20 protein-coding genes are annotated in these 22,442 nt (G+C 60.8%); 12 read left to right on the top strand and 8 right to left on the bottom strand.

Annotated features, from left to right (window positions below):
• Nucleotides 1–169: 169 nt before the first annotated feature.
• A complete protein-coding gene (locus O3649_RS00495) occupies nt 170–1,231 on the bottom strand; it encodes a polyprenyl synthetase family protein (RefSeq protein WP_049356287.1) in 1,062 nt (353 codons plus the stop codon).
• 54 nt (nt 1,232–1,285) lie between these two features.
• Complete coding sequence (locus O3649_RS00490; protein ID WP_049349165.1) at nt 1,286–2,017, bottom strand: demethylmenaquinone methyltransferase; 732 nt, start codon at nt 2,015–2,017, stop codon at nt 1,286–1,288.
• Nucleotides 2,018–2,293: 276 nt separating this feature from the next.
• On the opposite strand from O3649_RS00490, the gene O3649_RS00485 reads away from it, so the two are divergent.
• From O3649_RS00485 to O3649_RS00475, 3 genes are all read left to right on the top strand, one after another.
• On the top strand, nt 2,294–3,133 hold the full coding sequence (locus O3649_RS00485) for an ABC transporter substrate-binding protein (RefSeq protein WP_070629954.1): 840 nt from the start codon (nt 2,294–2,296) through the stop codon (nt 3,131–3,133).
• A gap of 133 nt (nt 3,134–3,266) precedes the next feature.
• Complete coding sequence (locus O3649_RS00480; protein ID WP_303981250.1) at nt 3,267–4,070, top strand: amino acid ABC transporter permease; 804 nt, start codon at nt 3,267–3,269, stop codon at nt 4,068–4,070.
• A 33-nt stretch (nt 4,071–4,103) separates the two neighbouring features.
• Nucleotides 4,104–4,883, top strand: coding sequence for an amino acid ABC transporter ATP-binding protein (locus O3649_RS00475; RefSeq protein WP_371572291.1), 780 nt, complete (start codon nt 4,104–4,106; stop codon nt 4,881–4,883).
• Between the two features lie 101 nt (nt 4,884–4,984).
• On the opposite strand, the gene O3649_RS00470 is transcribed toward O3649_RS00475, so the two are convergent.
• The 3 genes from O3649_RS00470 to O3649_RS00460 all read right to left on the bottom strand — a co-directional run bounded on the left by O3649_RS00470 (nt 4,985) and on the right by O3649_RS00460 (nt 8,218).
• Nucleotides 4,985–5,818, bottom strand: a complete 834-nt coding sequence (locus O3649_RS00470) for an oxidoreductase (RefSeq protein WP_294632320.1) — start codon at nt 5,816–5,818, stop codon at nt 4,985–4,987.
• Nucleotides 5,819–6,019: 201 nt separating this feature from the next.
• Nucleotides 6,020–6,397 (bottom strand): cupin domain-containing protein, encoded by a 378-nt coding sequence (locus O3649_RS00465; protein WP_005504776.1) that lies wholly within the window; start codon nt 6,395–6,397, stop codon nt 6,020–6,022.
• A 168-nt stretch (nt 6,398–6,565) separates the two neighbouring features.
• Nucleotides 6,566–8,218, bottom strand: coding sequence for a phosphatase PAP2 family protein (locus tag O3649_RS00460; RefSeq protein ID WP_371572289.1), 1,653 nt, complete (start codon nt 8,216–8,218; stop codon nt 6,566–6,568).
• A gap of 293 nt (nt 8,219–8,511) precedes the next feature.
• On the opposite strand from O3649_RS00460, the gene O3649_RS00455 reads away from it, so the two are divergent.
• The 3 genes from O3649_RS00455 (at nt 8,512) to O3649_RS00445 (ending at nt 12,761) form a co-directional block, all read left to right on the top strand.
• Nucleotides 8,512–9,555 carry an o-succinylbenzoate synthase gene (locus tag O3649_RS00455; protein WP_371572287.1) on the top strand — a complete coding sequence of 348 codons (1,044 nt, stop codon included), beginning with the start codon at nt 8,512–8,514 and terminating at the stop codon, nt 9,553–9,555.
• 79 nt (nt 9,556–9,634) lie between these two features.
• The gene (menD, locus tag O3649_RS00450) at nt 9,635–11,464 is read left to right on the top strand and encodes a 2-succinyl-5-enolpyruvyl-6-hydroxy-3-cyclohexene-1-carboxylic-acid synthase (RefSeq protein ID WP_102033475.1); all 1,830 of its coding nucleotides are present in this window, start codon (nt 9,635–9,637) and stop codon (nt 11,462–11,464) included.
• Between the two features lie 277 nt (nt 11,465–11,741).
• On the top strand, nt 11,742–12,761 hold the full coding sequence (locus O3649_RS00445; protein ID WP_294632313.1) for a glycosyltransferase: 1,020 nt from the start codon (nt 11,742–11,744) through the stop codon (nt 12,759–12,761).
• Between the two features lie 124 nt (nt 12,762–12,885).
• Here O3649_RS00445 and O3649_RS00440 read toward each other — a convergent pair whose 3' ends face one another.
• Nucleotides 12,886–13,794 (bottom strand): MBL fold metallo-hydrolase, encoded by a 909-nt coding sequence (locus tag O3649_RS00440; protein WP_294632311.1) that lies wholly within the window; start codon nt 13,792–13,794, stop codon nt 12,886–12,888.
• Between the two features lie 254 nt (nt 13,795–14,048).
• On the opposite strand from O3649_RS00440, the gene gluQRS reads away from it, so the two are divergent.
• The 6 genes from gluQRS to O3649_RS00410 all read left to right on the top strand — a co-directional run bounded on the left by gluQRS (nt 14,049) and on the right by O3649_RS00410 (nt 21,162).
• Nucleotides 14,049–15,074 carry a tRNA glutamyl-Q(34) synthetase GluQRS gene (gene gluQRS / locus O3649_RS00435; RefSeq protein ID WP_294632309.1) on the top strand — a complete coding sequence of 342 codons (1,026 nt, stop codon included), beginning with the start codon at nt 14,049–14,051 and terminating at the stop codon, nt 15,072–15,074.
• A 381-nt stretch (nt 15,075–15,455) separates the two neighbouring features.
• Nucleotides 15,456–16,943 carry a sodium/proline symporter PutP gene (gene putP, locus O3649_RS00430; protein WP_070633745.1) on the top strand — a complete coding sequence of 496 codons (1,488 nt, stop codon included), beginning with the start codon at nt 15,456–15,458 and terminating at the stop codon, nt 16,941–16,943.
• 186 nt (nt 16,944–17,129) lie between these two features.
• Nucleotides 17,130–18,083, top strand: a complete 954-nt coding sequence (locus O3649_RS00425; RefSeq protein WP_070633744.1) for a 1,4-dihydroxy-2-naphthoyl-CoA synthase — start codon at nt 17,130–17,132, stop codon at nt 18,081–18,083.
• A gap of 170 nt (nt 18,084–18,253) precedes the next feature.
• Nucleotides 18,254–19,624, top strand: coding sequence for an AMP-binding protein (locus O3649_RS00420; protein WP_371572283.1), 1,371 nt, complete (start codon nt 18,254–18,256; stop codon nt 19,622–19,624).
• Nucleotides 19,625–19,746: 122 nt separating this feature from the next.
• Nucleotides 19,747–20,661 carry a 1,4-dihydroxy-2-naphthoate polyprenyltransferase gene (locus O3649_RS00415; RefSeq protein ID WP_315285080.1) on the top strand — a complete coding sequence of 305 codons (915 nt, stop codon included), beginning with the start codon at nt 19,747–19,749 and terminating at the stop codon, nt 20,659–20,661.
• A gap of 102 nt (nt 20,662–20,763) precedes the next feature.
• A complete protein-coding gene (locus O3649_RS00410; protein WP_371572280.1) occupies nt 20,764–21,162 on the top strand; it encodes a PLD nuclease N-terminal domain-containing protein in 399 nt (132 codons plus the stop codon).
• Between the two features lie 123 nt (nt 21,163–21,285).
• Here O3649_RS00410 and O3649_RS00405 read toward each other — a convergent pair whose 3' ends face one another.
• A complete protein-coding gene (locus O3649_RS00405) occupies nt 21,286–21,975 on the bottom strand; it encodes a histidine phosphatase family protein (protein ID WP_070598954.1) in 690 nt (229 codons plus the stop codon).
• Nucleotides 21,976–22,132: 157 nt separating this feature from the next.
• Nucleotides 22,133–22,231: a 30S ribosomal protein bS22 gene (locus O3649_RS00400; RefSeq protein WP_005504750.1), complete on the bottom strand. Its 99-nt coding sequence runs from the start codon at nt 22,229–22,231 to the stop codon at nt 22,133–22,135.
• Nucleotides 22,232–22,442: the final 211 nt, after the last annotated feature.

The following is a 22,442-nucleotide window of genomic DNA, read 5'->3' as shown; positions in this document are numbered from 1 at the left end:
ATACGGAACTATGCGGGACAGGGCACCCGCTCATACCTGCCCTGAAAACCGGTACTGACTAGCCATAATGCAGAAAACCCCCGCTGAATCTGACTGGATTCAGCGGGGGTTTTGAAGTATGAGACGCATCAGCGCTTACGCCAGCGCACACGTTACGTGGTGAGGCATTTTAGCCCTCGCGGTGAACCACAGCGTGAGCGAAGGACTCCAGCGCAGCCTTCGCGGTGGACTCGGGCAACGGAGCAATCGCGGCAATCGCGCGGTCCGCCCAGTCGTAAGCAATCTGCCATGCTTCCTGGGTGACCGGGTGGGCGGCGAGCGCCTCCACAGCGGTCTCCAGAGCCTCGTCGGAGCTGAGGTCTGCATCCAGCAGGGCGCGAACAGCAATAGCAGATTCGTCGCCGGCGGCTACCGCGCGGTCCAGCAGGATGGTCGGCAGGGTCGGCACGCCCTCGCGCAGGTCGGTGCCGCGGGTCTTACCGCTGGTCTTGCCGTCGCTCACAATGTCAATCACGTCGTCAGCCAGCTGGAATGCCACGCCGACCAGCTCGCCGTACGCCTTGACCATGGAGATGACGTCTTCGGAAGCGCCCGAAAGCAGGGAGCCGTACTCACCGGCAGCGGCAATCAGGGAACCGGTCTTACCCTCAATGACCGCGATGTAGTGGTCGAGCAGGTCCTGGCCCTCGCGGGGGCCGGTGGTCTCAAAGAGCTGACCGAGCACCAGACGCTCAAAGGTCTGGGACTGAATCTTCATGGGGCGGGTACCCAGCTCGGAGACCAGCAGGGATGCGCGGGAGAAGATCAGGTCACCGGTGAGAATGGCGACGGAGTTGCCCCAAATCATCTGGGCGCTGTCCACACCACGGCGCTTGGGGGCGTCGTCCATAACATCGTCGTGGTAGAGGGTTGCCAGGTGAGTCAGCTCAACGACCACGGCGGCCTCGATAACCTCGTCGTTGATTTCGCCGTCGACAGCTGCCGAGAGCAGCGCCAGCAGGGGACGCACACGCTTGCCGCCCGCGGAGAGCAGGTGGCGGGATGCAACATCCGCCAGGTGATCGGTCTGTGCGATGGCTTCTGCCAGGCGCTCCTCAATACGCGCGAGGGAGGAAAGAATCTGCGGACCCAGCTTGGGGTCTGCGGCGATGAGTTCGAAGCCTGCAGGAAGCTTCAGGTCGAGGTCTCCCAGCAGGTCGGTTGCGGCAATGGGCTGCTCTGCGTTGCTCACGGTGTCTTCTATCTTCTTGGTGTTGGTGTCTTCGGTGGTGTGTGAACGCGGTGTCTATGCGTTGTGTGCTTCAGGCTTGAAACCGCGGTGAATGGCGACGATGCCGCCGGTGAGGTTGCGGTACTGCACGGAGGTGAAGCCCGCCTCCTTGAACTTCTGCGCCAGTTCCTGCTGGTTGGGCCAGGCGATGATGGACTCGGCGAGGTATTCGTAGGATTCGGGGTTGGAGGAGATTGCGCGGGCAATCGGCGGAATCGCCTTCATGATGTAGTTCTTGTAGACCGCGCCGAAGGGGGCGAAGGTCGGGGTGGAGAACTCGAGGATGACGATGCGTCCGCCGGGCTTGAGCACGCGGTAGATTTCGCTCAGCGCTTTGGGGTAGTTTGCGACGTTGCGCAGGCCGTAGGACATGGTCACTGCGTCGAAGGTTTCGTCGTCGAAGGGTAGGGCTGTGACGTCTGCCTGCACGAAGGTCATGTCGGGGCGACGGCGGCGGCCCACATCCAGCATGCCTTCGGAGAGGTCTGCTGCGATGACGTCCACACCGGCGTCGGCGAAGGGTTCGGAGGAGACGCCGGTACCTGCGGCTACGTCCAGCACTTTCTGGCCGGGGTGCGCGTCGACGGCTGCGACTGCCTGCTTGCGCCAGTAGATGTGCTGGCCGAGGGAGAGGATGCCGTTCATGAGGTCGTAGCGTTCGGCTACGGTATCGAACATGGCGGCGATGTCGCTGGTTTTCTTGTCTAGGGTTGCGCGGGTTGCGCGGGTGTTCTTCTCTGCGTTCACGCTCTCAATTGTGGCATGGAGGTTAGGGGATTCGATAGTTGGGTGAACCGTAGTTGCATCATGTGGCGTGCTAAGGGGCGTGCCGTGAAGGTTTTTGAGTCGTTCAGACGGGGTTTTATTCACTCTTTAAGGGTTGATTTATGCATATTCAGCAAAAATTTATGAATATTTATGTATGTGCTTGCATTTTTTAACATGCGGGCGCACAATAGACTCTAGATTTCATAGAACGCACCACTCAACGAGTGAACGCACACCCCACACAGGAGCATCCCAATGAACACCGCAATCCTCAAGAAGGCATCCCTTAAGCCCCTCGCACTACTGGCAGTACTGCCCCTGGCACTGACCGGCTGCGTCTCCACCGCCAACGATAACTCCGACGCCAACGGCGAGGTCAGCCTCGTCAAGTCCGGCACCCTCAGCGTCTGCACCAACACCCCCTACAAGCCCTTCGAATACGAAGAAAACGGCACCATCGTCGGTCTGGATGCAGACATCGCCAATGCTATCGCCTCCGACCTGGGCGTGAAGGCTCAGCTGACCTCCATCAGCTTTGAGGGTCTGGACTCCGGCACCGGCCTGGCCACCGGTCAGTGCGATATCGCCCTTGCGGGTATCGGCGTGACCGATGAACGTAAGAGCAAGATGGAATTCACCACCGTCTACTTCGACGACAACCTGGCAATCCTGGTCCCCAAGGGTTCCTCCATCAGCTCCGCCGCAGATCTGAAGGGCGTGAGCGTTGGTGCGCAGCAGGCAACCAGCGGTGAAACCTACGCCAAGGAAAACGGCGCAGAGGTCATCCAGTACGAAGACACCTCCCTCATGTTCTCCGCCCTGAAGACCGGTCAGGTCAAGGCAGTCGCAGCGAACCTTTCCGTGGTGTCCGAGGCACTGACCAATGACCCGGACTCCTTCAAGATCGCCTACCAGGATTCCGAGAACACCGAGCAGATTGCCGCAGCAGTTTCCTCCAATAACAAGGCACTGCTGGCCAAGGCTAACGCAACCATCGACAAGCTCAAGAAGAACGGCGAGCTCGACAAGATGAAGGCCAAGTGGGTGGGCACCACCTCCTCGACCTCCGCGAGCGCCTCTTCCTCCGCTTCCTAAGCATCTAGCAGGTTAGCCTCTCCCCCAATTCAGGAGTACCCTTATTACTTTTGGGTTGGGGGATTCTCCGGCCTTTACCCCTTGTGAGCGTGTAGAACGCTCTTGACCGAACAGCACACGGATAAGAAAGCGCATGTCCTCTAAACTCTCACCCCGTCAGAAGCAGAAGCTCTTCCGCTACGCACAGTACGTCCTTCTGGCAGTTATCGCCCTGGCAGCCATTCTTCTGGCTGACTGGAAGACCCTCAGCCAGCAGGTATTCAACCTGGATGTTGCGGCTCAGCAGTTCCCCGACGTCATCACCGTGGCGTTGAAGAACACCCTGCTGTACACCACCTTGGGCTTCATTGTGGGCCTCTCCGGCGGTCTGCTGCTGGCGCTCATGCGTATTTCTTCTATCGCCCCCTACCGTTGGATTGCGACCCTGTACGTGGAGCTTTTCCGCGGTATCCCGGCGCTGCTGGTTTTCTTCGCGTTCGGTTACGGTATTCCTCTGGCGTTCAAGATCCGCTTCGTGGATAACCTGATTCCGGTGACCCTGTCCCTGGGTATGGTTTCGGCAGCTTACATTAGTGAGGTTCTGCGTGCGGGCCTGCAGGCGATCCCGAAGGGCCAGATGGAGGCGGCACGCTCCCTGGGCATGTCCCACACTCGTGCGATGATTTCGATCATTATTCCTCAGGCGTTCCGCGTGGTTCTGCCCCCGCTGACCAACGAGGTTATCCTGCTGACCAAGGACTCCTCCCTCGTGTACCTGCTGGGCGTAACCGTCTCGCAGTACGAGCTGGCGAAGTTCGGCCGTGAGGGCCTGACCGCCGCTAATGCGGGCCTGACTCCCCTGGTGGTTGCGGGTCTGTGCTACCTGATTATCACTGTTCCGCTGGGCCAGCTCTCCGCATACTTTGAGCGCCGCACCCAGCTTGCGGGCCGCAAGTAAGCGCAACGACAGATACGGATTACGGAAGATACTATGACTGCTTCAACTTCATCCATGGCCGCCGCCTCGGTGCGCATTTCTAACCTGCACAAGTCCTACGGCAAGGTTCAGGTTCTCAAGGGCATTGACATGCAGGTCAAGCCGGGCGAGGTCGTGTGCCTTATCGGCCCTTCGGGTTCCGGTAAGTCCACCCTGCTGCGTTGCGTGAACCTGCTGGAGGAGCCGAACGACGGCACCATCATGGTGGGCGATACCGAGGTCACCGACCCGGACGTAGACATTAACCGCGTGCGTACCCACATGGGTATGGTGTTCCAGCAGTTCAACCTGTTCGGCCACCTGAACATTCTGGATAACTGCACGATCGCTCAGATTAAAGTTCTGGGCCGTTCCAAGGCTGAGGCGGAGGCGGTTGCCCTCGAGCAGCTCGCCAAGGTTGGTCTGGAAGGCAAGGAAGACCGCTTCCCGGCTCAGCTGTCCGGTGGTCAGCAGCAGCGTGTGGCTATTGCGCGTGCGCTGTCCATGAACCCGGACCTGATGCTCTTCGATGAGCCGACCAGTGCGCTCGACCCGGAGATGGTCGGCGAAGTTCTGAGCATTATGCGCAACCTTGCTGACGAGGGCATGACCATGATTGTGGTGACCCACGAGATGGCGTTCGCCCGCGAGGTCGCCGATAAGGTCGTCTTCATGGCCGATGGCGTGGTCGTGGAGGAGGGTCCCGCCGATCAGGTGATTGGCAATCCCCAGCACGAACGTACTCGGGCTTTCTTGGCGCGCGTGCTCGATCCGACCCACGCCGTAGTAGACTAGTACTAGCTCTTGAAAAACGTAGCGGGCGGTGCTGTACGAAACATTCTGTTTCGCGCAGCACCGCCCGCTTTTTAATGCTCTAGTTCGCGGCTATTTCGGTTCTAGAAGATACGGCGCGCCACCTTGTCAAAGAGACGGTCCGGTAGCACGGTATGCAGGAACACGGAAGGCTTAGCACCGAAACCCACCAGGTAGCGGGTCTTGGGGCAGCGCGCCTCCAGTGCCCACAGAATAGCGTTAGAGATAACCTTAGGCTCTGAAAGGTTAGAGGACGGCGAGTAGAGCTTACGCATATTTGCCGCAACGCGCTGCGCCTGAGCCGCGTAGACACCGTTTCGGGAGGATTCCTCGAGGTGGTCTGCCGCGATGAGTCCCCAGGGGGTTTTGATGCCGCCGGGCTCGATAATGACCACGTCAATACCGAACTCTTCAACCTCCATGCGCAGTGCATCGCTGAACGCCTCGAGGGCATACTTGGTGGCGTGGTACCAGGCACCCAGGGGCGAGGTAATACGCCCCGCCATTGAGGAGATGTTCAGGATGCGCCCGCTGCCCCGTGCGCGCATATGCGGCAGCACCAGCTGGGTGAGGCGCGCCAGGCCGAAGAGGTTCACCTCGAACTGGCGGCGTGCCTCGTCGATGGGGACGTCTTCAATGGCGCCGTAGGATCCGTAGCCTGCATTGTTGATGAGCACGTCAATGCGGCCTTCTGCGTCAATAATCTGCTGCACGGCGGCTTCCATGGATGCTTCATCGGTAACGTCCAGGCTGAGCGCTTTCACGCCCTCGGAGGCGAGCTCTTCAATCTTCTCAACGCGGCGGGCGGCACCGTAGACGATGTAGCCGTAGCGCACCAGTAGCGGCGCCACGTCGTAGCCGATACCGGAGCTGGCGCCGGTGAGAAGAACGACGGGGCGTTGCAGTGACTTGGGCATTGCGTATCCTTTCGGGTTGCTCCCTGTGAGGTTAGCGGGAGTGTACTTTTCAGGGTACGCCCGCGCGGGGTGTACGAGCGTGCAGAAAGCTCAGGGCGTAGCGTGAGGGTATTCTCGCCGGCATATGTGAGGGCAGGAAGGCATACAAAAGCTCGCCGCGGCATCCGGTGCAGATGCGGCGGCGAGCTTTTGGGTCAGTTTTTAGACCTCTTCGACGTCAATATTGACCTTGGGTTCGGGGTGCGATTCACCGGTCAGCATGGTCACCAGCAGGGTGGAGTCCTTCACGGCGCGCAGGGAGTGCAGCAGCTTGGCGGTCACGTGAATCGGCTTGCCGGGCACCAGGGTAATATCGCGGTCCTTCACGTGGAAAATCACCTCGCCCTTGAGCACCTGCACGAAGACGGGGTGGACGCTGTGGTGCTCGTGCCAGGACTGGCCTGCAGCCAGTTCCATGAGGGTCAGGTTGCCGCCGTCGGCATCAACGATCTTGCGGGCCTGGGGCTTATCTTCAAAGGGGGTCAGCGCTTCGGTGAGCTGGGGGAATACGAGGACGCGGCCTTCGTGGGTACCTGCCATGGTACGCACCTTTCTCTTCAGGGGTGAGTGAAAGGGGGTGCGCAACCCCCTCCCTATTATTGGTATTTAAAATACTAAATTACTTATATTGTATTCCCCTCCCCGCACCCGGACAATACATCAGCTCACATCAAGCTGAAACACCCCGAGCAGGGAGGGGAACAACGTCTACTGATAACTCCACACCTTCGAATAGGCGGAGCGATTACTATTACGCGGACGCAACAGGTTCACCATCAACGCCGTCGTACCAAAGCTCACCGCAATAATCATGCAGGTCGCCGCGGTAAACGCACCACCGGGAATCGGCGCAAAAATCGCAATCAGATACAGGATCACCGCGCAGAACGACAGGAACAGCGTCGCAATCGTCATCAACGGCACCAGCACCAAACCACCACGCGCCGGCACCGCAAAATCTGCCGGACGCACATAACGCAACACACCCATACCCACAACCGTCCAGATGGCGGTGACCAGAATAGCGGTCACCACATCCGCCGGGCGGTGCCAACCGTTAATAATCGTGGAGGCACCCGTCAGGCAGGTCGCCAACGCCGCGCAGAGAGCCACCGTGGGCCGCAAGAAACGAGGCGCCGCCAAAAAGAGCGCCGCGCCAGCCGCCGCCGCGAAGGTCGTGTGGCCACTGGGCGCCGAGTTGCTCAGCGCCTCCTGAACACCCAGGTCGGGCTTCACGATCAGGTAGTGCTTGAGCAGGTACGTGCTCGTCACCGCCGCAGCCCCAACTAGCACGCCAATCAGCGAGGGCAGGAACCGGTGCTTCCAAATCAGCACCGCAATCAGACCCAGCACCGCAATCACACCAACAATCGTGGGCAAAGAATCCAGCGCAGTCAGGGTCGGACCGCGGTAACTCTTGAACTGATGCGCATACTCGGTGTACGCCTGCTCATCAACCTGCTGGCCGGTCGCCGTGTAAATGAAGAACACGAACGCACCGTAGAGAGACAGACCCAAGAACAGCAACGCCATCACGTGACGCATCAAAATACCGGTACTCGGAAGATGGTGCCCCTGCTCTTCGCCGGGACGATTCACCGGGCGGCCCGAAGCATCCACGGGAACCTGACCGGTCTGAACATACGCACCGTTCGGGTAGGCGGCGGCAGGATACGCCTCGGGAGGATAAGCCACCGGCTGCGGAGGCATCGCACGCGTGGGAAGAGGCTGTTGAGCACCTATCTGAGGCGCACCCATTGGGGAAGCACCCATCTGATTGTTCAGCGGGAAACCGCTCACCGGAGGCTTCGGCGGGTCCAGACGGCGCGTAGCCTGCATCGGTTCATCCACACTGTAGTTCCCCTGGGAAGCACGTTCCTGCGGCGAGGGAATCGTCTCAGGAATCTTAATGGGGGCACGGTAAGCGCGCGGCAAAGGACGAGTCGCGCCAATAACCTCTGAGGTGTCGGGGTGCGAAGAAATAACTTCGGTATTCGCAGATTCAGCGTTCGCGGAACCGGTATTCATGGAACCTGCAGGCGCAGTTTTGTTAGCCGGCGAGGAACCGTAATCCGTCAAAACTTTCGTGCGGTCATCACTGTGCGTAGCGGCAGGGGTAGCCGTTTCGTGGGAGGTGAGCACCTGGGTAGCATCCTGATAATCAGAGAGCACCGCAGTCGGGTCCTGATAATCAGAGAGCACCGCAGTCTCATCAGAGGAAAACACCGTAGTGGGCGCATTGTCAGCAGCGGCCGCATGCACATCAGCGGGGTGAAGCACACTGGTAGCATCGAGGTTTTCGGAGCTCTCCCAACCGGAGTTTTCCGAACCCGATGTATTTGCCGGTGTTTTCTTCTTCATAACCCTTCGTACCTTCTTGCCCTCATGTCTGTTAGCCATACCCGAGCCCGCCGATGCCAGCCCCTCAAAACAGTAGCCCCCAAGCTGCCGTTTTATGCGAAGCACCGTCCGAGTTCTCGGGCGAATAACTACCTACTATCCCAGGTTAAGCTATGAAAAACTAAAGTTTTTTCGACCACAACCTGAGAGTTTCCAGAGAATGCGTGACAGAACGCGAGCGCACCCGCCCGCCCCCAGAATGTTATGGTGAGCTCATAGCGCATCAAAGAAGGGCAGATACCTTGAACACCAGCATGAGCGTGCCGCCTCTCGGCTACGGTTTTCACCTCACGAACACTCCCCTGCCGCCGCTGCAGGAGGTTCTGGAGAACCTGTTCACGGTCGAAATTCCGATGACGGTCACCTTCCGCGGGGTCAACAGTCGCCAGAGTGCGCTGATTCGCGGCCCGCACGGCTGGGGCGAGTTTGCACCCTTCCTCGAGTACGGTGCGCAGGAGTCTGCCGCGTGGCTTGCCTGCGCGCTAGAGGCGGCGTGGCTGCCCACCCCGGAGCCGGTGCGTACGCGCATCCCGCTGAACGCGACCCTGCCTGCGGTACCTGCGGAGCGTGTACCGGAGGTGCTCGCCAAGTACGAGGGGGAGATTCAGGAACTCAAAATCAAGGTGGCTGAGAAGGGCCAGAGCCTCACTGACGATATTGCCCGCGTGGCGGCGGCACGAGATGCCCTCCCTAATGCACGCCTGAAGGTGGACGCGAACATGGGCTACACCCTCGACGGTGCCCTTGAGGCACTGCGCAAGCTCTGCGAGTACGGCATTATCTACGCAGAGCAGCCCGTGGCATCCATTGAGGATATGGCTGCGCTCCGCTTTGCCATTGCTAAGGAGGGGCTGCCCGCCCGCATTGCCGCGGACGAGTCGATTCGTAAGGCGGAAGACCCGCTGAAGGTGGCACGCGCGAACGCCGCGGACCTGATGGTTATCAAAGCGGCACCGCTGGGCGGTGTACGCCGTGCGCTCGCGCTGGTGGAGCAGGCGCAGCTTCCGGCGGTAGTTTCTTCTGCGCTGGAGTCTTCGGTGGGCATTGCTACCGGTGCCTCTCTGGCGGCCTCCCTACCGACCTTGAGGTACGGGTGCGGTCTGGGCACGGTCTCCCTCATGGCTGAGGACGTCACCGATGAGCCGCTCATCGCCCGCGACGGGTTCATGGACCTGCGCGCCATCACCCCCAACCCGCGGCGCCTGGAGCGTCTTGCCACCGACAAGCAGACCCGCCAATGGTGGGTGGAGCGCGTCACCGCCTGCTACCGGGTACTGGAACGCGCCTGCGGACTGTGAAGACTGCAAGTTATCAAGGTCGCGCCCGTGAAGGGTAACCATAACTGAATGAAAAACCTTACGGCATTAGAATGGTACGGTGACTGAAAACCGCTCAACCCCCGCCATGCTCACCGCAGTATCCGTGCTCGATTCGCTGATTCGTGCCGGTATGCGGCATGTTGTCGTGTCTCCGGGTTCCCGTAGTGCACCTCTTGCGTACGCTATTGCCGCAGCCGCTGAAGCCGGCGCCCTCATTGCGCACGTGCGCGTGGACGAGCGAAGTGCAGCCTTTACCGCCCTGGGTATTGCCAAGGCATCCGGTCAGCCCGTGGGTCTGGTGTGCACCTCCGGTACGGCACTGGGCGAGTACGTGCCCGCCGTCATGGAGGCGTATCACGCCGGTGTGCCCCTGGCGGTGCTGAGCGCGGACCGCCCGGAGCGTCTGCGCGGTAGCGGCGTGAATCAGACGACCCGCCAGGCGAGTTTCTTCTATCCTTTTGTGCGTGCTGAAGCTGATTTGACCTCCTACCCCGAGCAGGTGGAGGGCGAGCAGACTCAGGCTTTTGCGGCGTGCTTGAACGCGCTGACCGGTCGTAGCGCCGAGCATTGGCGCAAGCAGTCTGCCGAGCCGATTGGCCCGGTGCACCTGAACATTTGTTTTGATACGCCGCTGACCCCCTCGGGTCGTTTTGCGCAGATGCTGCCGCAGTGGGCGCAGAGCCTGCTGGAGGATTACGACCCGCAGGCTGAGGGGCGCACCCGCACCGCCCGCGCTGAGGGTTCCGGGCTCTCCAGCGCCGAGCAGCGTTGGCTTCTGGATTCTTTGGAGGCACAGGCTGACCTGTCGGAGTTCACCCCGGCGCACCGCACCGTGGTGGTTGCTGCTGACGGTGCCGGTGAGTTTGCGGCGGAGTTCGCGCGCGTGCTGAACCTGCCGCTGTTTGCGGAGCCTTCCTCCGAGGCGCGCCACGGCGCCACCTCCATTCCTCACTACCCGCAGCTGCTCGCTGATGGTTCGTTCGCCCCCGCCGCGCAGATTGAGCGTGTGGTGCTCTTCGGCCACCCGACGCTCTCGCGCCCGATTACCGCATTGCTGGAACGCAAAGATATTCAGTGCGCGTTCTACGCCCCGCGCCGCGCCAGCTGGTATGAGCCGGGCGCCCGCTCCTTTGTAGAACTGTCAACCCCGCACGAGCTTGCCGAGTTTGCGAGCGCCTCCACTGTGCCCGCTGATGAGCTGGTGGACGAGCTGAGCTGGTTGGAGCAGTGGGTTGAGCCCGCCCGCGAGCTACAGGATGAGTGCCTGCGCACCATTGCCGCCTACGAACACCCCGGTGCTGAGAGCTCGGTTGACTACACCGATTACCGCAACCGCACCGCTGGCCGCTCCTACGCCCGCCGCGTCTGGCAGGATGCGGTGGCTCAGCGCCGCCTGCTCGTACTGGGTTCTTCAAACCTGGTGCGTGATTTGGATGCGGCAGCCCCCGCCCTGGGCGAGCCCGCCCCCGCGCGCGTGTTTGCGAACCGCGGTCTTGCCGGTATTGACGGCACCATCGCGACCGCTATTGGCGTGTCTCTGTCGGGCTACTACCCTGCCGGTGTGGATGAGAACTCCCGCCCGGTCATTGGTGGTGCCGCCCTGCCGGTGACCCTGCTGTGCGGTGACCTGACCTTCCAGCACGATGTTTCCTCGCTGAACCTGCCGAATACTGAGCTTCTGCCCGAACTGCGCGTTGAGGTCTTTGACGATGCCGGCGGCGGTATTTTCACGACCCTTGAGCACGGTGATATGGCTCGTCAGGAGCAGTTCACTGCCGCTGTGGATCGTTTCTTCACGGTGGCTGCCGCCCCGAACACAGATCTTGCTCGCATGGCAGCCGGTTTCGGTGCCGAGTCGGGCATTGAGGTGCGCATTCACACACCCTAAAGCCGTTTCTAAAGATTGCAGGCTAAGCCCCGTGCGCAGGGTTGACCGATATACTGAAAATTACCTGTGCCATAGCCTTCCGTGGCTGAAAGCTAGCCGGTCGTAGCGGTTTCACTCGCCGCTGCATTCGCGTTTTTTGCGCGCCTGCTGACGCAAGGCACCCTATCTATCATTGATTGACATTCACGCTCTTGCCGCTGATGCACACCGCCCGCAACCCGAGGTTTTACCCCGGCGAGCCCGGTGCATGCGGCGGACGTCGCTCCCAAGGATTCTCATGAGCTCACTCGATATTATTGTTGCTGTCCCCTCCGGAGCCGGTTGGGTTCCCGTACACGCCATGGCGGAGCTTCTCGCTCGCTACACCGGTGGTACCGTACACACCGTGGATGTAGGCGCATCCCTCAGCAAGGAAACGAAGCTTCTGGCGCGTCTGCCCCGTCTCAAGGGCGGCTCCAAGCGTTGCCTGGTGATTGCTTCTGATCCCGGTCAGCTGTACGCCATTTCGCAGCGTTCCTTCGCGTTCCGCCGCTACGGCGCAATCTACGGCTGGGTGATTGATAGCTTCTGGGATGACCGTATTCCCGCCGTTGCGAAGTCCTCCACCTACGACCGTATTTTCGTTGCGGACGTTGACGACGTTCAGCCCTGGACCGCTGCGGGCGTGAAGGCCCCCGGCGTTCTGCCCTGGGGTGCGGATGTTTGGAGCAAGTTCAGCGACCGTCTGGCGGCGCTGGAGTCGAAGAGCACCGACCTGCTGCGCGTGGGCCGTCAGCCCGCTGCCTACGAAGATGACGAGGCGACCGCCGCTCTTGCCGGCGAGCTGGGCCTGAGCTTTGAGGGCCGCCCGCCTTTCGGTGCGAACGACCGCGAGTCGGCTCAGCATCTGCAGGATTCGCTGAACCGCGCGAAGTTCCTGCTAGCCTTCTCTACCTCGGTGAGCCCCGCCCCCTACACTCACCCGACCAAGGAGTACATTACCGGCCGTTGGACCGATGCCCTGGCTTCGGGCGTGACCGTGGTCGGCAAGGTACCGAACACCACCACCGTACGTGAAATCCTTTGGGACGGCGCGACCATCGACATTGATCACGCGGATGCACGCGCGGGCCTCGCGCAGGTTGCCGACGCTGCCGCCCGCTGGACCCCCGCACAGGGTGAGCAGCAGATTCGTCAGGCGCTGCAGCACCTGGATTGGCGTCACCGTTTCGTGCAGCTGTGCGAGGCGATGGGTGAGGTCCCGACTTCTTTGACCGCTGACTGCGAGGCAATGCGCGCCCAGTACGTTCAGCGCTAAAAACATCACCCTTGCTAAAAGCATGTAGCAGCTGAGGGTATATAAAAGGTGAGGGCTGGTTTCTACTGTAGAAACCAGCCCTCACCTGTATTTATGCCCCATGAGGCATATTGAATACGGGGTTTTAGTATGAAGCCTGACCCAGCGTAATCGGACCCGTGAAACCACTGGTATCCGGATGCTCCGCATCGAGGTACGCCGCCACCGGTGCGCCTTCAAGCTGAGCCAAACGATCCAGCAGGAAGCGCGTAGCACCCGGTGCGTACGGCAGCTTATACATTGCCGCGGTCGTCGCCTCGTCATCACGGTCCAGGGTGGAGGAACGAATCGACTCAATAGCGGTCACCATGGTGTTGCGTTCACGCTCCACGAAGGTGCGGTCTACCGGCTCACCGTTACCGGGCACAAACACGCGGTAACGGTCAAATTCGAGCACGGCACCAAGAGTGCCAATCCAACGGTCGGGGAAGGAATCCTCGAAGTAGGGGTCGGTACCCTCTTCAATCAGACCACCCATGAAGAGCACATCTTCAATACCGACCAGAATGTCACCATCGGTGTGGCCGGGACCCATGTACATGAGGGTTGCGCTACGCTCACCCAGATCAATGGGGGTGAAGGTAATACCGTCACCGCTATTGGCGACCAGGCGGTTGGGGACAATAATGTTGGTGGCTGCACCCTGATGGTGCGCCATTTCCGGTTCGAGCGTCTCGACGTAGGGACGCTGCGCCTCACCGTATTTACGAATTGCGCGCGCGGCGCGAGGATGCGCCCAGAATTCTTCGGCACCCATTGCCGCGAAAACATCGTTACCGAAGAAACGCTCATAGTGTCCATGAGTGTTTACGACGGTGATAGGAAGGCGCGTGAGACGGCGAACCTCATCATAGATTTCGGTTGCCTGACGGGGACCTGCGCCGGTATCCACGACAAGTGCCCGTTCCAGTCCGAGGACCAGTCCGGTGTTCAGTCGGTAGTTGTCGGTCGCAATACGGTACACGCCGTCTGCGAGTTCAATAGTACGAGCCATAGATACAACCCTACTGTAATTTTTGGTACTTGCGGGGCTATTCGGGCTTCTGGAGAACATATTTTTGCACTATTGCACATCACTAAGGGCATAAAAGTGCATCATTCCGCATAATTACGCCTCTACGGGCAGGTGGCACGTGATGCTTGACAACCTCTGCAGATTGATTAGTCGGGTAGCGCGTTCTCCCAGCTAGTCCAGCTCTGATTAGGCTCTGAGCAAGAACCAGAAATCACGCCCTATAGGATAGGAGTATGACTTCTTCCCCGACCTCGTCTTCCACCCCTTCAAACCTGCCTTTCCCCAGCGGTACCGGACGCTACGCTCCCTCCCCCTCGGGGGATTTGCATCTGGGTAATTTGCGTACCGCTATTTTGGCGTGGGCGATGGCTCGCCGTGGCACCAAGCCCTTCTACCTGCGCGTGGAGGATCTGGACCGCGTGCGCCCGGGTGCTGCGGAGCGTCAGATTGCTGATTTGGCGGCGCTGGGTCTGGATTGGGATGCAAGCCCCGGCGCCCCGACAGAGCATATTGAGGGCAGCGAAAGCACCGAGGGCAAGGAAGCGGGCGTACTGTATCAGAGCACGCGCCTTGCCGCCTATGAGCAGGCGGTTGCGCAGCTGCGCGAGGCAAACCTCGTCTATGAGTGCTTCTGTACCCGCCGCGAAATTCAGGAGGCGTCGAGCGCCCCGCACGGTGCGCCGGGCGCATACCCGGGTACCTGCCGTGAGCTGAGCGAGGCGCAGCGGGAGGAGCGCCGCATCCAGCGTCCACCGGCTCTGCGTCTGCGTGCCGAGTGCACGAGCTACACGGTGCAGGATGATTTTTACGGCGCCTACATCGGCCTGGTGGATGATTTTGTGCTGGTGCGCAATGACGGCACCTACGCCTATAACCTGACCTCGGTGGTGGACGATGCATTTGTGGGGGTTGAGCAGATTGTGCGCGGTGATGACCTGCTCCCTTCGGCGCCTCGCCAGTCGTATTTGGCGCAGCTTTTGGATTTGGCGCAGCCGCGTTACGCCCATGTGCCCCTGGCGCTGAATGAGGAGGGTAAGCGCCTGGCGAAGCGTGACGGGGCGGTAACCCTGCCGCAGCTGCGTGAGGCGGGTGTCGAGATTCCGACGATTCTGGGTTGGATTGCCGCGTCTATTCCGGTGTATAACGCTGATGGCTCCGCCCATTCCGCGGATGTTCCGGTGCCTAATGCGGCGGCGATTTTGGAGCGTTTTGACCCGGCTCGTATGGCTTCTGAGCCGTGGGTCGTGAGGGATCTCTAAGCCTCTGTGACATTGTTGTGTAACAGTTCAACACTCCGAACGGCTTTTAAATTTTTCGTTTAATTCGTTTTAGATGCATACAGCTCTGATCGTTTACGTTGCTTTTAAACTGCGTCTCTTGCACCGAAGTGCCCGAAACCCTGAATTTCAGGGGTTTTTCGGGCACTTTTTCGCACACGCTCCCACATTGCCCCACGTGTACGACCAAGGAATTTACACAGAAAATAAATATTTATTCCATAGCTTCTCATTCCTAGACGTCAAATAGACTTTATTTTCAGCCCCTCAAAGCCTAGACTGTATCCTATGCCACTCATAAAGTTATGGGGTAGCGCATAAATACACACAGGCGCACACTATCACCAGGAGAGAAGGAACATTATGGCCGCGAGTACATACCAGGTCATCGCGCTGGCGATTTATTTTGTTGCCATGATCGCAATCGGCCTATGGGCAAATAGCAAAAACAACAGTCTTGACGACTATGTGCTGGGCGGGCGACAGCTCTCCCCCACCGTCGCCGCTCTCTCAGCGGGCGCCTCCGATATGTCCGGTTGGCTCCTCATGGGTCTGCCCGGCGCCGTCTACCTCAGCGGCCTCTCCCAGGCATGGCTCGCCGTCGGTCTGACCATCGGCGCATGGTGCAACTGGAAGTTCGTGGCACCGCGACTGCGTAGCTACACCGAAGTAGCAGGCGACGCCGTGACCGTCCCCGTCTTCCTGAGCAACCGCCTCCATGACACCAAGCGCGTACTGCGCATCGTCTCCGGCGTCGTGATTCTGGTGTTCTTCACCTTCTACGTCTCCTCCGGCATGGTGTCCGGCGGTCTGTTCTTCAAGTCCTCCTTCGGACAGGAATACCACACCGGTATGCTCCTGCTGGCAGGCATCACCGTGTTCTACACCTTCTTCGGCGGCTTCATGGGCGCATCCTACACCGACATGGTTCAGGGCCTGCTCATGCTCGCAGCACTCATTGCCGTTCCGGTCGTCACCATTATTGACCTCGGCGGCGTGGGCCCCGTGGTTGAGTCCATCAGCCAGGTACGCCCCGACGCGCTGAGCATCTTCGCAGGCACCACCTTCGCCGGTATCGTTTCATCCCTCGCGTGGGGTCTGGGCTACTTCGGCCAGCCGCACATTATCGTGCGATTCATGGCAATGCGCACCCCCGCGGACGCTAAGTCCGGCCGCCGCATCGGCATCAGCTGGATGGTCCTGACCGTGTTCGGTGCACTGAGCGGCGCGTTCATGGGTATCGCATACTTTGCACGCCACCCCGAGGCATCCCTCACCAACCCCGAAACCGCTGAGTCGGTCTTCCTGGACCTCTCCCAGATTCTGTTCCACCCCCTCGTTGCGGGCCTGATTCTGGCTGCGGTTCTGGCGGCAATTATGTCCACCCTCTCCTCGCAGCTGATCGTGTGCTCCTCCGCTCTGGTGGAGGACCTCTACGGCATCTTCTCCTCGAAGAAGCTCAGCGCGTCCAAGTCTCTGTGGCTCGGCCGTGCAGGCGTGGCAATCGTGGCACTGGTCGCCGGTGCCCTGGCATGGAACCCCAACAGCTCCATTCTGCAGCTGGTCGCATTCGCTTGGGCTGGCTTCGGTTCGGCATTCGGCCCGACCGTTCTGCTCTCCCTCTACTGGCGTAAGCTGACCACCCAGGGTGCACTCGCCTCCATGATCACCGGTGCCGTTGTGGCATTTGCATGGGGCCAGAGCCCGATGAAGTCCGTGCTCTACGAAATGGTTCCCGGCTTCGCTTCGGCAATGCTGGTCGCAATCATCGTCTCCCTGGTCACCTACAAGAAGAACCAGGTCATTGACGAAGAGTTCGACCGCGCGGTAGAGCTCGCAAAGGTCAAGTAGCCCCTAGGTAACCAAGACTGGGTAAGGTTCCTTACCCAATCTCTAGGGCCCGGGCCGCACACACGCGGTCCGGGCCTTCCTATATGCTCGGCAACCTGATTCGCTATGCTAGGCAACCTGATTCGCTATACCGGGCAACCAAGTTCACAGCCTCAGACAGCGCCCGGGCAACGTAGAATAGGGTCTATGACTGCACAACTTCCCGAAAAGGTCTCGGACATCTTCAACCCCGCCGACTGGCGCGTCGTCGAAGGCTTCGAAGACTTCACCGACATCACCTACCACCGCCAGGTTGAGCGCAACGAAAACGGCGAAATCCTACGCGATCTGCCCACCGTGCGCATCGCATTCGACCGCCCCGAGGTCCGCAACGCATTCCGCCCGCACACCGTGGACGAACTCTACCGCGCCCTCGACCACGCCCGCATGACCTCCGACGTAGGTACCGTACTGCTCACCGGCAACGGCCCCTCCGCCAAGGACGGCGGCTGGGCGTTCTGCTCCGGCGGCGACCAGCGCATCCGCGGCCGCGACGGCTACCACTACGCCAGCGGCGACACCGCAGAAAGCATCGACCCGGCACGCGCAGGCCGATTGCACATCCTGGAAGTGCAGCGCCTCATCCGCACCATGCCCAAGGTCGTTATCGCCCTCGTCTCCGGCTGGGCTGCAGGCGGCGGCCACTCCCTGCACGTAGTTGCTGACCTGACCATCGCCTCCGAAGAGTACGGCAAGTTCAAGCAGACCGACGCAACCGTCGGCTCCTTCGACGCAGGCTACGGTTCGGCGCTGCTCGCACGCCAGGTGGGTCAGAAGTTCGCCCGCGAAATCTTCTTCCTCGCCAAGGAATACGACGCACAGCGCATGTACGAAATGGGCGCAGTCAACGACGTAGTCCCCCACGCAGAGCTCGAAAACAAGGGCCTGGAATACGCGGCGCACATTGCCCGCCAGTCCCCGCAGGCAATCCGCATGCTCAAGTACGCCTTCAACCTGCCTGATGACGGCATGCTCGGCCAGCAGGTCTTCGCCGGTGAGGCAACCCGCATGGCGTACATGACCGACGAGGCTGTGGAGGGTCGCGACGCGTTCTTGCAGAAGCGTGACCCGGACTGGTCCAACTACCCCTACTACTTCTAAGAGACAGCCCCATCTACAGAAGTAGTTTCAGATGCATAGGCTCGGAGCCGGATTCAACCCTGAGAACCTCAGCTAAGAATCCGGCTCCGGCGCATTTGATGCCGCACCGGCATATGACACCGGCGCATGACAGCACGTAGCCGCGACAAACAGCCGCTAAGGATTTAGCCATGATTAACACCCCCGTACTCGGGCTCGTGCCCTCCCCCGCCCCGCAGGAGGCTGCCCTGCACCCACAGGCGGTACAGGTGCGCGCCGATCAGCCTGCCGACCCGCACGCCATGCTGAGTGCCTTTGAGCAACTGCTGGACGGGTACGCGGCGGATGCCGATGCGGCTGCGGGTGCGGAGCTTATCGCTCTGGTGGTGGGCACCTCCGGATCCACCGGAACCCCCAAACGCACCGCGCTGACCGCCCGAGCTCTTGCCGCCAGTACGGTAGCCACCGAACGCTTCTTCGGCTCAAACTCCGATGCTGCCTCGCAGTGGCTCCTGGCTCTTCCGGCGCACTACATTGCCGGTGCGCAGGTGCTCGCCCGCTCCGTACTCGCCGGTACCGCCCCGGTCATTGCCCGCTCCGTCATTGAGCCCGTGCACTTTAGCCCCGAGGTGTTCCTGCAGGCGGTTGAGCGCATGAGCTCGGCACGCCGGTTTATCTCCCTGGTACCCACCCAGCTCCATAAGCTGCTCGAAAGCGCGGACGCCAACCCGCACCTGGGCGCTGAAATTCACGAGGTGCTCGGCTCCTTCACCGGAATCCTGCTCGGAGGCGCCCCCGCCAGCGCCGACCTGCTCGCCGCCGCCACCGCCCTGGGGCTGAACACGGTGACCACCTACGGCAGCGCCGAAACCGCCGGCGGATGCGTCTACTCCGGCTCCGTACTGCCCGGCGTGCGGGTGGAGCTCGTCCCCGAAGAAGGTATGCCCGCCGTGCCGGATATTGAGGGGAAGTCGGCGAATGAAGAGTCTGTGCAGGTGGGTCGTATTTGGATCAGCGGAGCGCACCTCGCCAGCGGCTACATTGGCGACGCCGCCCGCACCGCCGAGCACTTCTTCACCGCCGCCGACGGCACCCGCTGGTACCGTACCGACGACTACGGCTTGCTCAGCCCCGCAAACGGCCCCGACAGTGCTACGCACGGTAGTGAGCCGCGCCTGCAGGTGCTCGGCCGTAGCGACGACGTACTCATCAGCGGAGGCGTAAAAATCTCCGCCCGCGCCGTGGCGACCGTACTCGAAGAGCACCCCGCCGTACGCGAAGCCTGCGTAGTCGGCCTACCCGATGCCCGCTGGGGCACAGCCATTGCCGCCGCGGTCACGCTCGTACCTTCTGCCGGTGCCGCGGCTACATCTACCGAGAATCGCCCCGCCCTCAACGAAGAACTCAGCGCCCTGCTGCGTGCCCGCTGCGCCGAAAAGCTCGGCGCCCCCGCTGCCCCCAAGCAGCTGAGCATCCTGCCGGATTTCCCGCTCACCAGCACCGGCAAGCCGGACCGCGCAGAAATATACAGTATCCTGGACAGAGACTACCGTCAGGGCTAAAGCAGGCTCATCCGCGGGTTTTCACCCCGCACACGTAGCCGCACGCCCTGACCGTCACCGTCACAACCCGTCTCATCACAAAACCCACGCATCATACGCACTTAGACCCGGAAGGAACCCCCGTGGCAACTGCCGCCCAATGGATTGAAGGCGCTCGCCTGCGCACCCTGCCGCTCGCCGTCGCCCCCATTATTGCCGGCTCAGCTGCCGCCTACGAGGTCAACGAATTCAAGCCGCTCTACGCGTTCTTGGCGTTCCTCGTCGCGTTCTTCCTGCAGGTCGGCGTGAACTACGCCAACGACTACTCCGACGGCATCAAAGGCACCGACGAAGACCGCGTGGGTCCGCTACGCCTCGTCGGTTCCGGCGTGGCAAGCCCCCGCTCCGTCAAGTTCGCCGCCTTCGCCTGCTTCGGTCTAGCGATGCTTGCAGGTCTTGCCCTGGTTGCTTTGGCGAACCAGTGGTGGTTCCTGGCGATTGGCGCCTCCAGCGTCTTCGCGGCCTGGGGCTACACCGGCGGCAAGCACCCCTACGGCTACATGGGCCTGGGCGACGTATTCGTCTTCGTCTACTTTGGTCTGGTTGCGACCCTGGGCACCCTCTACACGCAGGCGCACACCCTGACCCTGCTCGGCTGGGTTGGTGCTATCGGCATTGGTCTGATTTCATGTGCGCTGCTCATGGCGAATAACGTGCGTGACATTCCCACCGACATTGAGGCGGGCAAGCTGACCATGGCGGTCCGCCTGGGCGAACGCTGGTCGCGCATCACCTACATCGTGGAGATGGCGCTGGCACTGGGCCTGGGCGTACTCCTGCTCGATGAGAACCCCTGGTTCCTGCTGATTTTCCTGCTGGTCGGCCCGACCATCCACTCCTGCGTGACCGTGTGGACGCGCGGCGGCCGCGACCTGATTCCCGTGCTCAAGCAGGCGGGTATTGTGGCGCTCGTGTACTCCGTGATTCTTGCCCTCGCCGTGTGGCTGGGCTCGCTGGATATTATTAGCCACGAGGTTCAGGTGTTCACCGGCTACTAAGCTGACGTACGAATCTGCGCCGGATTGCCGCGCCATTACGCCGTTGGCGGGCACCCGGTTCACAGTTCCGCAATAACGCAGCGGTATGTCATAGTAGTGCTTATGATTCGAGCCATGCTGATTATTGGCGGTGCCGCCCTCATCGTGGGGCTGACCCTCTACACCCTCTTGGACGCCGTCCGCACCCCCGCACACGAGGCGCGAACCCTGCCCAAGTGGCTGTGGGTTCTCGTCACCCTGCTCTTCCCCGTGGTGGGCCCGCTCATGTGGCTTATTTTGGGCCGCCCCAAGGCACGGCCCGCAGCGGGCGCTCCTCGTCCCGGCTTCGGTCAGCGACGCAGCACCCCGGCGCCCTCGGTGTCTTCCCCCGACGACGATGAAGAGTACCTGCGCTGGCTCAAGGCAAAAGCAGAACGCGAACGCCGCAGCCGCGAAGCAGAATCCCAGAACAAACAAGACCCCGAGGACAACACTCCTGGTCAAAGCAGCGGGCAGAACTAGTCAGGGTAACTAGGCTCGTGCGCCCCTCAAGATTTACAGAAAGAGGCTGTGAGCGCATCCGTAACGGATGGGCTCACAGCCTCTTACTATGCTCAAAAAGCCGCAGAAAATAGCAACCGAATTTTAGCTACCGGGCAGCTGAATCACACCACCGTACAGCGGCGCAGCAGGCTCCGAATACCCCACAAAATGCGGCATCTCATGCTCAAAATCAGTGGTGCTAAACGCCAGAGTCGTAATCGACGCCAGGTTGCACTCACGGGCACGCGGGTCATGCTGCAGCATGCGACCCTCAACGCCCAGGCGAGTAATCCAAATCGGCAGCTGGTGCGACACAATAATCGCCTCCGCACCCTCGCCGCCGCGCTCGTAGGCGGTACGCGCCGCATCCTGAACCGCCGCCGCCATACGGCGAATCTGATCCAGGTACGACTCACCCCAGGAGGGGCGCGCCGGGTTGTACAGCTTCGTCCAGTGACGCGGGTTCCTCAGCAGCTCCTGCGCGTTCACGTGCAGACCCTCAAAGTAGTTATCCGCCTCAATGACGCGCTCATCCGGCTGCGCGGTCAGACCCAGCAGCTCCTCAACCGGGGCGGCAGACTCACGGGTACGCTGCAGCGGCGAGCAGACCAGGTGTACGAAACGGGCGCCTCGCTCAGCACGAGCCGCGAACTCCTCGGCGCTCAGACGCACCATCTGCTGGCCCTTATCGGACAGACGGTAGCCGGGCAGACGGCCGTACACAATGCGCTCGGGGTTGTGCACCTCGCCGTGACGCATGAGGTGAACTTTAATGGTGGAAGTTTCAGTCATAATCCCAGTCTCTCAGATAGCGCGCCGCACCCCAAACAGGTGACCCGCACATACCCTCTACAAATACAAAACCCGGCGTACAAAACCCAGCCCGCAAAACTGCAGGAACGCAAAAACCCCGCCTCTCCATACGGAGGGCGGGGCGAAAGAAGTCTATTTACTTCTTGTTGCGGCGCTGGTGGCGGGTCTTACGAAGCAGCTTGCGGTGCTTCTTCTTGGACATACGCTTGCGGCGCTTCTTGATAACGGAACCCATAGGATTTCCTCACTTTACTCGTACCCGGCCGAGGCATTCGACTCGGTAGCTACCCGGGGATATTTATACCGGTATAACCGATCCAAAACGCATTTTAGGCACAGAAATACCCTTGCGTTTTAGAGCGCTACCTACCTAGAGTACTAGGTTTACCCCCATTTTCACCATTCGAGAGCGGCTTTTCAGGAGTTTTTCCCTGAATTTCCGCTTT

The organism is Rothia sp. 27098_8_29 (assembly GCF_041432785.1).
GTDB lineage: Bacteria > Actinomycetota > Actinomycetes > Actinomycetales > Micrococcaceae > Rothia > Rothia mucilaginosa.
This window is presented reverse-complemented; position numbering and strand designations above follow the sequence as displayed.